Origin of the sequence: Microcoleus sp. w2-18bC1, assembly GCF_036700365.1 — a bacterium.
Lineage (GTDB): Bacteria > Cyanobacteriota > Cyanobacteriia > Cyanobacteriales > Microcoleaceae > Microcoleus.
In genome coordinates this window covers 12,398-25,798 of the sequence record NZ_JAUBOS010000049.1, presented here as the reverse complement: position 1 = coordinate 25,798, position 13,401 = coordinate 12,398, and the positions used below count along the sequence as shown (strand labels likewise).

Genomic DNA, 13,401 nt, shown 5'->3' with positions numbered 1-13,401 from the left:
TTTTCGCAATTCCCGATTTTCTTATTCCCCTAGCAGTGATTCAAATGCAGCTTGCAAAGACTTGATATCGCCTACTCTGGCTACTAACAAGTTTTCGCTGCCGGCATCCTGCAGCCTGTGTCTCCAATACTGGATGCTATCGGAATTGTTCATCCAGAAACTAATCACGGTGTTTACAACTCGATCGACATCCCAGCCGCGGTTAGGAGAAACTTTCTCTACGGATGCCACAAACGCATCGAGAGTGCACTTTCGGTTTGCCAAGTATTCTACACCGGAAGGCTGCCGTTGTTGCAGCAATTCCTGCTGCTGGTTGAAAAACGTTAAAGTTGGAGATACGCCCAGGATTTCAAATGTATAGTTCATGTCATCCTCCAGAAGTATTATTTTGCCCAAATGTCGATCGTCCAAAAAGCTGAAAACACTCAAATTTATCGTTGGCGCAAAATCGCCTACGCTTAAATTTTTCCCGATAGTTTGCTCTGGATTTTGCCAACTTATTTTATTAATAGCAAATTTTCAAAGGGAAGATTGTTAAATTGTTTACATTTATCGCAATCGTAATCCTCAACAATGATCGGTATTTTTCCAGCAGTATTTTCACGTAGGTTGGGTGGAGGTACGAAACCCAACCTACTTTCTAAAGATTGTTAAATTACTTACAGTTGTCCGCCTCGCCACCCTCAACTCAACTGACAAGAGAATAGCAGTGGTATTTTTGGAGCCACCAAGTTGCTAGGTTTTCTCAAATACCGCCGAGATTAGTGGTAGCTTAGGTTCAGGGAATTTACAACAAGCATACGCAAAGTCGGTATCTGTCAAAATATTGATGTTATTGAAAAGTCTGAGCAGTTGTGTGATGAAAAGCTCGCCCAAGATGTCACTGAGCCTAGTTTTGTTGATACCGCTGGTGGTGCAAATCTCCGTAGCAGTGGGCGTGACTGGATGGCTGTCGTTTCGCAACGGCCAGAAAGCTGTTAATGACCTTGCTACGAGGTTAAGCTTGGAAGTTGCAGCGAGGACGAAAGAAAATTTCCGCAGTTTTGGGGATGTGTCTCACCTGTTCCTGCAAATGAATAGTGCTGCCATCGCCTCTGGAAACTTAGACCCGGAAGACCTCCCCAACTTAGAGCGCTATTTGTGGAACCAGACCAAGCTGAGCGATCGAAATACAACCATCTACTACGGTGACGAACAGGGAAAATTCCTCTTGCTCAAGCGAGAAGCAGAAAACTTAGTATACATCAGAGACGAATCAACCGCTCCAAACCGCGAAATTTATCGCCTAGATAGCCAAGGAAATCGCACTGAGCTAATCCAAACCGTCCCCTATGACCCCCGTACTAGACCGTGGTACAAAGCTGCCAAACAGTCAGGAAAAGCCTCTTGGTCTCCCATCTACCCCTTCGCAGCCTCGCCAGTTCTGGGGATTACGCCGGTGAGGCCTATTTACAATGAAACAGGAAACCTGCAGGGGGTACTGGCAATTGACCTGACTCTTTCTCAAATCAGCGATTTTCTTAAAAGCATTAAAATTAGCCCGTCAGGACAAGTTTTTGCGATCGAACGCAGCGGGGAAATAGTCGCCAGTTCCACAGACGAATTGCCCTTTGTCACCGACAAAGGCGAACAAAAACGGCTGTTGGCGACACAGAGCAAAAATTTGCTAATTCGATCGGCCTCCACATACTTGCAAAAACGATTTGGTAGTTTTGAACAAATTGACAGCAAAGGACAGTTTACCTTCGAGATAGACGGCAAACGTCAATTCATTACCGTTGTTCCCCTGCAAGACGGTCGCGGCCTCGATTGGCTGATTGTAGTCGCCATCCCGGAAGCCGACTTTATGGAGCAAATTAACGCTAACACTCGCACAACTATCTTATTGTGCTTTTTTGCCTTCGTACTGGCGATCGTACTCGGAATTTTCACCTCTCGCTGGGTTGTCAAACCGATTACCCGATTGCTGGAAGCTTCCAAAGCTTTAAAAAAAATGTCGGAATCATCCGACTTCACCTCCCCAGAATTAGACGGCCAAGTCGAAGTTCAAGGAGTCAAAGAAATCGGTCTCCTAGCTCAGTCTTTCAACCAAATGGCGCGACAATTGCGAGCGTCTTTTGTTGCCCTAGAACAAACAAACTCTAGTTTAGAACAGCGAGTAGCAGAGCGGACTGCCGAACTCGAAGCCGCCGAAGCAGAGTTGCGGGCTTTGTTCGCAGCTATGAACGAATTAATTATAGTTGTGGATGCCAGCGGTCGCTATTTAAAAATCGCGCCCACAAATCTTTCTCTGCTCTATAAACCAATCGAAGAATTAGTTGGCCAAACAGTCACAGATGTGTTTCCGCAAGCTACAGCCGACAATTTTATCAACCACATCCGAGCAGCTTTAGATACTCAGCAAACTGTCAGCATCGAGTACGATTTAACCATTGACGACCGCGAAGTTTGTTTTGCCGCCAGCATTTCGCCACTTTCAGAAGAATCCGTAATTTGCGTAATCCGCGACATTACCGAACAGAAGCGAGCCGAATCGGCGCGACGGCAAAGGCAAAAACAATTGCTCAAACAAAATACGGTTTTAGTAGAATTGGCAAGAAATAAAGCACTTTATCGAGGTGATTTAAAAGTAGCTTTGAGGCAAATCACCGAAGCGGCGGCTCATACCCTAGATGCAGAACGAGCCGGAGCATGGTTGTACGATGAAAGCCGATCGAAACTGCAATGTCTCGACCAATTTTACCGCAGCAACCACCAGCATTCCCAGGGTAATGAACTCGCAGCAGCAGACTATCCAGCTTATTTTAAAGCTTTGGAAGAACACCGGACGATCGCAGCCGATGACGCACTCTCAGATGTGAGAACCAGAGAATTTGCCGAATCTTACTTTGCAAAAGTGGGGACTACATCAACCTTAGATGCGCCGGTGCGGCTGGGAGGACAAACCGTCGGAGTCATCTGTATCGAACAAGTGGGAACTCCTCGTAACTGGACATTAGACGAACAAAATTTTGCTGCTTCCCTAGCAGATTTGGTATCATTGGCGCTCGAAGCGAGCGAGCGCGATCGTACACAAAGCGCTTTGCGTCAAGCAGAACAAAAATATCGTAGCATCTTTGAAAATGCCGTCGAAGGCATTTTTCAAAGAACCCCCCAAGGTCACTTCTTGAGCGTAAATCCAGCTTTAGCCCGCATCTATGGCTACGCCACTCCCGAAGAATTGACATCAAATCTCACAAACATCAGGCAGCAAGCTTACGTCAATCCTCAGCAGGGGGACAAGTTTATGCAGGTGATGGAAGAATTCGGAGAAGTTTCGGGGTTTGAGTCACAAGTTTACCGCGTTGACGGCAAGATAATTTGGATTTCCGAAAGTGCGCGTGCAGTGTGCGACGCCGACGGCGAGGTACTCTACTATGAAGGCAGCGTCGAGGATATTAGCGATCGAAAAGTCTTTGAATCCGCCTTGCAACTCGCCGTAGAAGCAGCCGAAGCAGCTTCCACCGCAAAAAGCGCATTTTTGGCAAACATGAGCCACGAACTGCGAACACCTCTGAATGCCATCATCGGCTACAGCGAAATGCTCCAAGAAGAAACCGAAGAATTGGGTTACGATGAACTCACCCCAGATTTAGACAAAATTCGCACTTCCGGCCGACACTTGCTATCGCTAATTAACGACATTCTTGACATTTCTAAAATCGAAGCCGGCCGCATGGATCTTTACTTAGAAACCTTCGACATCGCCGCCTTGATTGAAGAAGTAGCATCTACTGCCACGCCGCTAATTGAGAAAAACGGCAATACTCTAAACTTGGATCAAATTACGAATATCGGCACTATGCACGGTGACATTACCAAAGTGCAGCAGATTTTATTGAATTTGCTGAGCAATGCCGCCAAATTCACTCAAAACGGTACAATTACCCTCACAGCCAGCCGAGAAAAAATTGCCGACGACAGCAGCGAAGCAAAACAAGAAAACACTTCTGAACCTGCGGCAAGTTCTCAATCTTCAATTGCTAGTAAAGAATTTTTAGTTGTTAATTGTACAGATACAGGAATTGGGATGACTCCCGACCAGTTGCAGCACATTTTCCAACCCTTTACCCAAGCCGACGCTTCCACTACCCGCAAGTACGGCGGCACCGGTTTGGGACTGGCAATCAGCCAGCGTTTTTGCCTAATGATGGGTGGCAATATAGCAGTAAAAAGTCAGGAGGGTGTTGGTTCTACTTTTACCATTCGCTTACCTGTTAATCCGCAAAATTACGGTGCATAACTGTTACACCGGCTCTGCCTGGAAACTAAAAATTACTAACTCCCAATTACCTTTGAATGCTTCTCGGATCGAGAGCATCCCGCAACCCATCCCCCAATAAATTAAACGCCAAAACAGTCAAAATAATCAGTATCGCCGGAGGCCAAACCAACCAAGGCTGCAAGACTAAAATTGAAGCATTAGTAGACAGGGATAGTAAATTTCCCCAAGAAGGATCGGGCTGTTGAATTCCCAAGCCAATTAAACTCAAAACCGACTCCGCCACAATAAAACCCGGAACCGCCAAAGTAGCAGAAATAATTACATAAGTAGCAGTTTGTGGCAACACGTGGCGGACAATAATATAAATTGGGTTAGCACCCATTGCCCGCGCCGCTTGCACAAATTCTCGTTGTTTAATTGACAGTACTTGACCGCGAATTACCCGCGCCAAACCCGCCCAATTGATAAATGAAGTAATCAGCACAATCAATATAAATCGCTGAGCACTTGTCAATCCTGGTGGCAATACTGCTGCTAGCGCTACTAATAAATAAAGACCGGGAATCGTCATCAATACTTCGGCGAAGCGCATTAAAATACTGTCAATCCAACTGCCGAAATAACCAGATATGCCTCCGATCAATAATCCCAATGGGAAAGAAATTGCTATGCCAACTAAACCGATGCTGAGGCTAATTCTGCTGCCGTGTACTAAGCGACTGAATTGATCGCGAGCTTGTTCGTCCGTGCCTAAAATGTTAATTTGACCTCCTCCTGTAGTACCAAACAAGTGCCTGTCTAGTGGCAAAACTCCTAAAAACTTATAGGGGGAAGCTTTGACAAACAAACCGATAGCAGAGGGTTTTTGCCAGTCTACAATTACCTCACGAGCGCCGGTATTAGCATCCACCGGGCCCTGAGTAGTCGGATAAACGTGGGGCCCGATAAAGCGCCCATCTTGGGTGCTTAAATAAATCTGAGTGGGCGGCAGCAATGAACCGTTTAATTGAGAGTCGTAGGGGTCGTAAGGTGCCACAAATTCGGCCAAAAGTGCGACTGTATAAAAAATTAACAGCAGCACGGCTCCCAACCGAGCTAGAGGATTGTTTCTAAGATTTTGCCACCATTTCATAAGTTTTTAGGTTTGAGGTTTTAAGTGGGCTAGTAATCAAAACTAAAGTTCTTTGTATAGACTTTAGTCTTTTCTTAATGGACTCAGCAGCCAAAAGTTAATTGCTGACTTATAAAAGTTTTCCCAACTGAATTACTTACTACAAACATTAGACTACTTTTGTTCATCTGCGAGCAAGATTATTCTACTTTCATCTTCTGGTATTTTCCCTAATTCCTCGCCGCTAAAAGGATTGTAGAAAAACGAGCCTGTTTGGGGTGGCAATTTGGGATTGAGTACAATTTCTACTATACTTTTTACTACTCCAGTGAGCGGAATTGCCAGGATAACTCCCAACAATCCTCCTACTCTACCTCCTAACAGCAAAGCTGTGAAAATAATTACCGGGCTTAATCCGGTGAGATTGCCCATGATTCGGGGAGCTACTAAATTATCCTTGATTTGCTGGAGACCGATCGCCACTACCAACACTTGCAGCGCCAGCCACCAATCAATAAAGGCTACAATTATACTAACAGTGCCAATTCCCAAAGTTGCTCCAATAAACGGAATTATTTCCGTCAACCCTATAAATACCGCAAACAACAGAAAAAACGGAACTTGCAGCCACCAAAAAGCCAGAGTCAACGAGATGGCCATCAAGAGTCCCAGCAATAACTGTCCCGATACAAATCGCTGGAGGTTTCGCTGCAAAGTCTCTGTTAAAACATAGCGAATGTCTGGGGAAAAAATACTGGTCAAACCCTGCCAAACTCTTTGCCCGTCTAGGAGCATATAAAAGGAAATTACCACAATAAAAATCAAGTCCAAAAACCAGTTAACAGTACCGACAACTAAGCCTAAACTCGTACCGGCGAGCGCCTGCACTTGTTCCTGCACTTTCGCTGATAACTGCTGCTCCAATATTTGCACGTTAAACGGCAAATTGCGCTCGGCACTCCAGGCTTGAAATTCAGCTAGCTGCAGTCGGCCCGACTCCAATAAATCCGGGAACCTCACCCCCAACTGGCTCGCTTGGCTGAACACGGGCGGCACAATAGTTAAACCGATTACTACTACTATCACACCCGCAGTTAAATAAACCAGTCCTGCAGCTACTCCCCGCGGCAAAAATACTTCCAGTCTTTTTACTGCATAATTTAATAAAAATGCAATGAGTCCCGCTGTTACTAAAATGCTGACCAGTTCCCCAACATAACTGACAGCAGTCAGGGTAAACCATCCCGTCACTAGCACTAGCAGCCAAGTAATTAGAAACTGTTGGAGGGGAGAAAAAAGACTATTCATTTTGATTTTTTTTAAATAAAGTGGCACAATTTTTTCAGCAGATGTGCCGTATTATACAGTAAACACATGAGAGTAGAAGTTAGGAATAATCAGTTCAAGATTAGACTGAGTTTTCTCAGCATTGATAGATAGGTGACGACCAAACCACTTGGGGAGAGACAATGCCAGCCCGATCGCCCCGACGATCGCCCATCGCGCGAATATTCAGTATGCCCCGCACGCAGATCAAATTAAATATCGATCGCACAAACTCCGATCTATTCGCCATTGTAGGGTGAAATGACGCCGCACTCACCCAAAAGGGGGACGCGGGATTGCTGAGGCTATCCGCTAAAATGAATCAAATATAAAAACCGCAATCTTTCTTTACAATAAAAAAACCACAGGCTAATAGCGGCGAGAGGAACTACCGTGACCAATCAAGTTTTTTCAGAAGCGGAAGAAAAGCAACCCCTTACCCCCGTGGAGAGCGGGCACGACAGGAACTCAGCAGTGGATGTAGCTGAAAGTGAAGTCTCAGACAACTCTCACTGGCAATTCTCCGGTGAGGATGATGAACGAGAAGTTGCGCTGGAAGTTCCAGAAATCGAGGAGGAACAAGTTTGGGAACCAGAAGCAACGGAAGTTGGGCCCCCCAAAGAAATCAGGTGGCCTGCCTTGTTGGCGGGCGCAGGGATTGGCGTGGCTGCAACGTTACTAGCAGTAAAATTGACTGGGGGCAATCAGAGTTCGCCTCCTGCCGCTCCAATTCCATCGGCAACTCAGCAGGCAATGGCTCCGACGGTGACAGTGGCGCCTGTGGAATCTGCCCAGGTGGGTGAAACTCTGGAAGCGACGGGCACCGTGGCAGCCTATGACTTACTGCCAGTGCTACCACAAGCCAACGGTTTGCAAATCAAGCAGGTGTTAGTGAATGAAGGGGATGCGGTAGAAAAAGGTCAGACGATGGCGGTTTTGGACGATTCGGTACTACGATCGCAAATTGCCGAAGCCCTTGCGGGAGTACAATCAGCCAATTCTACGGTAGAACAAGCCGAAGCTCAGGTACAGCAAGCCGAGTCAGCCCAACAAGAAGCCCAAGCCGGCGTTGCTCAAGCCCAAGCTGGCGTTGAAAAAGCCATCGCTGACGCAGCGCAAGCCAGAACAGGCGTCGGGCAGGCAAGGGCCGGTGTGGAACAAGCTAAAGCTGGTGTCACTCAAGCTAAAGCCGGCATTGCCTCCGCTCAGGCTAAATTAGATCAAGCTCAAAGAGAAGTAAATCGCACCCAAGATTTGGCTTCTCAGGGAGTAATTAGTCGGCAAGATTTAGAAAGGCGAAAAACGGAACGGCAGACTGCTGTTCAAGACTTGAACAAAGCTAAAGCTGACTTGAATACAGCTTTACAAGAACAGAATAAAGCAGCAGAAGAAGTGCAATCTTCTCTTGCTAAAGTAGCTACGGCAGAAGCTAATATCAGTACGGCTAGAGCAGCCCTCAGCAGCGCTCGTGCTAAAGTGAATACGGCCGGAGCGAGTGTCAGCAGTGCGAGAGCAAATGTGGGAAATAACGCAGCAAGTGTCCGCAGCAATGATGCACAAGTCAAACAGTTACAAACTCAATTAGAACAAACTATTGTTCGAGCGCCGGATAGTGGTACTGTGGCTGAAAGAATTGGTCGAGTTGGCGATGTTTCTTCGGGAAGTCAAAAACTATTTTCGATTATTCGCGGCAACAAGCTGGAACTGCAATTGAAAGTACCGGAAAGTCAGGTTTCGCAAGTGCGGCCGGGAACAGCAGTGCAAATTACTTCCGATTCTGACAAGCGGATTAAGTTGTCAGGAACTGTGCGAGAGATTTCGCCGGTAGTTGACCCGCAAAATCGGCAAGCTACGGTGAAGATTGATTTGCCGGCAAGTGAGTTTTTGCGATCGGGAATGTTTTTGCGCGCATCCATTGCGACGGCAACGGCTCAAGGTTTGAAAGTCCCCGCTAAAGCTATTTTGCCGCAACCTGACGGCAGTTCTATTGTTTATAAACTTGTCGGCGAGGACAAGGTGCAGGCTCAACCCGTGGAAATAGGGGAAATTTCCGGGGGTGCGGTGGGCGATTTGACTGCTGCTAAGGTGGTGGTTAAAAAAGGTTTGAAGGCGGGCGATCGGGTGGTTGTTAGTGGCGCTGGTTTTCTTAAAGATGGCGCTGGGGTTAAGGTTGCTCAATAGTTATATCGATTCCGGTAGCACTCCTTATCATTGTTGACGGTTGACGGTTGACGGTTGATTGTTGACTCGATTTTATTATTGTGATGCAACCCCAATGAGTGTTGACTGTTGACTGTAGAAGGCGGGGTGGAAAAACTCAAGGGTTGAGTGTTAAATGTTGACTCGATTTTATTATTGTGATGCAACCGGAAACGATATCAGATGAGGAGATAAGATTAGAAATAATATCAATTGCGGTTGCGCCGGAATGATAGAAAATCCGCGCTTCATCGTCCTGATCAAGTCGAATTAAGCTGCCAACAAATAAGTCGCGCAATTTTCATTTTTTTGACTCACAATCAACAGTCAACAATCAACAGTCAACAATCACGAGATATCTGTTCGTAGCGGCAACCTCACGGTAAACGTTGCCCCTTGTCCCTCACCCGCACTTGTGGCAGTAACAGTACCGCCGTGGAGTTCTACTAAATGACGCACGATCGACAGTCCTAGCCCCAATCCAGAGTCTCTGCGAGAGTAGCTACTATCCGCCTGACGGAAGCGATCGAACACATAGGGGAGAAAATCAGGGGAAATCCCTTTACCAGTATCGCTAACTTGGATTTGAGCGATTCTATCCATGTAGTCTAATGCGATCTCAATTCTTCCTCCGGCTGGGGTGAATTTAATCGCGTTTGAAAGTAGATTCCACACCACTTGTTGTAAGCGACTTGGATCGCCCAAAATCTTTGGTTTTAAAGGGCTTAGCCTGGGTTCAATTTGAATATTTTTGGCTTCTGCGGCGAAACGAATCACCCCGATCGCATTTTCAACCAGTGGATTGAGTTCAACTTCAGAAGCATTGAGCCGAAATTGGCCTGTGGTAATCCGCGAAACGTCTAAGATGTCATCGATGAGCTGGTTTTGTGCTTTGGCGGCGCGCTCGATCGTTTTTAGCGCCTCCTGGGTTTTAGCCTCGTCAAATTTTTTCAGGCGCAGCAACTGTGCCCAGCCAATCATCGCATTGAGCGGCGTCCGCAGTTCGTGAGAGAGGACGGACAAAAACTCATCTTTGACGCGGTTAGCCTCCTCAGCAGCGACACGAGCCGATTGTTCTTGAATCCGAAGGCTGCGTTCTCTCTCGAACTGTTTTTGCTCCGTGATATCCTCGATCGCCAGCAGAATCATCTGTGTATCGCCAACCGGAGGCATTTTGCGGGCATTGAGCTGCATTATTTTATGCCCGATGTGTTCAAAGTCATGCTCGACTTCAAAATCTTTAAACTGGGGATTGCCTGCCAGAATTTCTTTGAGGAGCGATCGCAACTTGGGAATATTCCACTGTCCATTACCGAGATCGAAAAATGATCGGTGCTCAGTTTGGCTCGGCATCACCTGAAACGTCTCGTAGAAAGAACGATTGGCAGTGAGCGCCCGCAGGTCGAGATCTAGCACTAGCAATGGTTCCCGCACGGTTTCCACGATCGTTTCGGCGTAATTTTTCGCTTCCATCAAATGCTGGGCGCTCACTTTTAGCTCGTTGATATCCACCAACATCAGCACAGCCCCATCAATCTTGTGGTCGAGCGTCCGGTAGGGTCGAATATGCAGATCGTACCAACGACCGTCTCGATCTTGAACCTCCTGAACTTTCAAATTGAGCGTGCGGATCACCCCTAAAATCCATTGCTCTAAGTCTGGTACTATCAACTTGTGAGTGATGTCGCTCAAACACCGCCCGACATCGGCAGAAATCAAGTTGAAGATGCCTTCAATTGCGGGAGTAAACCGGCGGATTCGGAGGTCATTTCCTAGCATCAGGATCGGAATATTGATGCTAGTCAGGAGATTTTCTAAATCGTTGCTCACCTCAGTCGATTCCAAATTGCGCCGCTGCAATTCGTCATTAATCGTGTTGAGTTCTTCATTTGTTGCCTGAATCTCTTCTTTCGCCGTTTCGAGTTCCTCATTCATGCTTTGCAACTCTTCGTTGCTCGACAAAATCTCTTCGTTGGCGGCTCTCAAATCTTGATTAGCGGCTTGATGTTCTTGGACGATCGCTCCGAGATGTTCCTTTGTCGTTTTCAGTTCCTGTAGCAGCCTTGCAATCTCCTCACTTTCACCCTGTGAAGCATCAGAGTTGACTCTCTCCTCGTTAGCAGCAGTAGGCATTCCAGAGATCGGGGACTCCTCTTGAAACAACACTAAAAAATAGTCTTTTGCCACAGCGCCGGCTTGGAATGGAATCACATTAATTCCGACCTGCCGGAGGCGAGTACCGTCTTTAAGTTGGAAGCCTGTCCGTGCGATCGGCTGCTTCTGATGTGAGGCTTCTTGAATTGCAGTACGCAGTTCCACGCGCAATCCTTCTTTTGCCATTCTCAGCAGGCTAAAGCTCGCTCTACCGGGAGCCGGTTCTAGGTAGGCATTTGTCTGTCCTCGAAATTGCAGAATCTCGCTGGCTGTATTAATCACGACCCCGACAGGGGCATAGTGATTCAAAACAATGCGATCGGCCTCTTTCTCCATTTCGATTTCCTCCAATCTTTCCGTGTGCTGCGCTGGTGGGTTGGGTGGTGTCAGAGGATAGTTGCTAGCATTTAAATCCATGCTAAGCCAATGCGTTACCTGTTTTTTAGTATAAATTTTATTCTTTTTATCGAATACCGCAAACAATATTGATGAAAACTCTCCAACCGTTTCCGAAGTGCCTAACAGCAAAAAGCCCGCGGGCCCAAGCCCATAGTGGAACATTGGCAGCAGTTTTTTCTGCAACAGGGGTGTCAGATAGATCAGCACGTTCCGACAGGTAATCAAATCCATCCGCGAAAAGGGCGGATCGGCGATCAGGTTTTGTCTAGCAAAGACGCAGAGTTCGCGCACGGGCTTAGCGATTTGGTATCCGCCCTCGACTGGGACAAAGAACCGATTTAGGCGTTCGGGTGAAATATCGGCGACTTGGGCATTGGTATAAAAGCCAGTGCGAGCGATCGCGATCGCATTTTCGCTGATGTCTGTGGCATAAATCTGAATCGGCAAGTTAGTAGATCGAGCTGCTAAAAACTCTAGCAAGCAGATCGCCATCGAGTAAGCTTCTTCACCCGTTGAACAGCCGGCAATCCAAATTCGGATCGGTTTTTTCGGCGATTTATCTTTGACGATTGCGGGAAAAACAGTGCTGCTTAAGGCCTCAAAGCTTTCTGGGTCGCGGAAAAAGCTGGTGACATGAATTAAGACATCGTGATACAGCGCCGTTAGTTCTGCCGGGGTGTTTTGGAGATATTCGGCATAATTTTCGATCCGTTCGAGCTTGTAGAGCAACATCCGCCGATGTATCCGTCGCTTCAAGGTGGTTTGCTTGTAGTGAGTAAAGTCAACTCCTGTAGCCGCCCGCAGCAAACTGTAGATCAAGGTGATCGCATCTTCGCTTGCGATCGCATCTTCGCTTGCGATCGCATCTTCGCTTGCGATCGCATCTTCGCTTGCGATCGCATCTTCGCTTACGATCGCATCCTCGCTGCTGGTCGATTCTGTCGAAGGCAGATCACTCATGTAGGGATGACGGCCGATCTCTGCTATTTTATAGGCTATTTTTTGCGGTGGCAAGATAAAGTCTACCTGACCCGTAGCCACCGCAGTATTCGGCATACTGCTAACTTGTGCCGTATCTTCACATTGGGCAAAAGTAATACCGCCTGCGGCCTTAATCGCTTTTAACCCTTGGGCACCATCGCTATCGCCCCCGGACAAAATGACGCCGATGGATTTGTTCCCCCGTTCTTCGGCGAGGGAAAACATAAAAATATCGACGGACATAAATACCCCCTTTCGTTTGCCGCGAGGCGTTAGCTTCAGCACTGATCGCTCGATGGTCATGCTGAAATTCGCGGGGATAACGTATACCTGATTCGGTACTATGAGCATCCCATCTGTCACCTCATGCACGGGCATCAGGGTCGATCGAGCCAGAATCAAACTCAACCCACTTCCCTGATTCGGCAACATATGCTGAATTATTATAAACGCCATGCCGGTATCGATCGGCAAATGGCTCAGTAATTGGATAAAGGCCTCCAATCCACCCGCAGATGCTCCTATTGCGACTACAGGAAATAAATCGTTTTGATTGTTGTGCGGCTTTCTATCAGTTTTGATACCAGCTTTAGGTCGAGATTTCTTGGGATACTTATTCTGACTCATTTTTTTGACCAGATAGCTTCCTGGCGGCGTAATATAGTTATATTGCCTTTATTTTTAATATATATATATATATATATATATCAAAATGGATAATGAGTCATCTACCTGCCGATATAATCTCTACGCGAACTCGGTCGGCGCGCTCAATCGATTTTAAAATTCTTATTTGGGATTGCGAGCTTTCCTAGTGGGGGACAAGATTGAAACGGGAAATCCCGTATAAATTATGCTAATTGTACTGTTAAAAGTGGACAATCAGTGAACTTTCCAGATTCTGCGATCGTAGCAATTTTATGAATGTTTGCGATCGAGTGGAGTTCCCTAAATGCGGCAACTCCTC

At 46.8% G+C, this 13,401-nt stretch carries 7 protein-coding genes; 2 read left to right on the top strand and 5 right to left on the bottom strand.

All coding sequences use genetic code 11. The features are described 5' to 3' along the window. Window positions 1–21 precede the first annotated feature (21 nt). A complete protein-coding gene (locus QT979_RS21075; RefSeq protein WP_333212211.1) occupies window positions 22–366 on the bottom strand; it encodes a hypothetical protein in 345 nt (114 codons plus the stop codon). A 493-nt stretch (window positions 367–859) separates the two neighbouring features. On the opposite strand from QT979_RS21075, the gene QT979_RS21070 reads away from it, so the two are divergent. After that, window positions 860–4,282 carry a PAS domain S-box protein gene (locus tag QT979_RS21070; protein WP_333212213.1) on the top strand — a complete coding sequence of 1,141 codons (3,423 nt, stop codon included), beginning with the start codon at window positions 860–862 and terminating at the stop codon, window positions 4,280–4,282. A gap of 46 nt (window positions 4,283–4,328) precedes the next feature. Here the strand turns inward: QT979_RS21070 and QT979_RS21065 are convergent, their stop codons facing one another. From QT979_RS21065 to QT979_RS21055, 3 genes are all read right to left on the bottom strand, one after another. Further along, a complete protein-coding gene (locus QT979_RS21065) occupies window positions 4,329–5,396 on the bottom strand; it encodes an ABC transporter permease (protein WP_333212214.1) in 1,068 nt (355 codons plus the stop codon). Between the two features lie 153 nt (window positions 5,397–5,549). After that, window positions 5,550–6,683 carry an AI-2E family transporter gene (locus QT979_RS21060; RefSeq protein WP_333212216.1) on the bottom strand — a complete coding sequence of 378 codons (1,134 nt, stop codon included), beginning with the start codon at window positions 6,681–6,683 and terminating at the stop codon, window positions 5,550–5,552. Between the two features lie 115 nt (window positions 6,684–6,798). Further along, window positions 6,799–6,951: a hypothetical protein gene (locus tag QT979_RS21055; RefSeq protein ID WP_333311594.1), complete on the bottom strand. Its 153-nt coding sequence runs from the start codon at window positions 6,949–6,951 to the stop codon at window positions 6,799–6,801. Between the two features lie 143 nt (window positions 6,952–7,094). On the opposite strand from QT979_RS21055, the gene QT979_RS21050 reads away from it, so the two are divergent. Further along, window positions 7,095–8,882, top strand: a complete 1,788-nt coding sequence (locus QT979_RS21050) for an efflux RND transporter periplasmic adaptor subunit (RefSeq protein WP_333311593.1) — start codon at window positions 7,095–7,097, stop codon at window positions 8,880–8,882. A gap of 366 nt (window positions 8,883–9,248) precedes the next feature. On the opposite strand, the gene QT979_RS21045 is transcribed toward QT979_RS21050, so the two are convergent. After that, window positions 9,249–13,061 carry a chemotaxis protein CheB gene (locus QT979_RS21045; RefSeq protein ID WP_333311592.1) on the bottom strand — a complete coding sequence of 1,271 codons (3,813 nt, stop codon included), beginning with the start codon at window positions 13,059–13,061 and terminating at the stop codon, window positions 9,249–9,251. Window positions 13,062–13,401 lie beyond the last annotated feature (340 nt).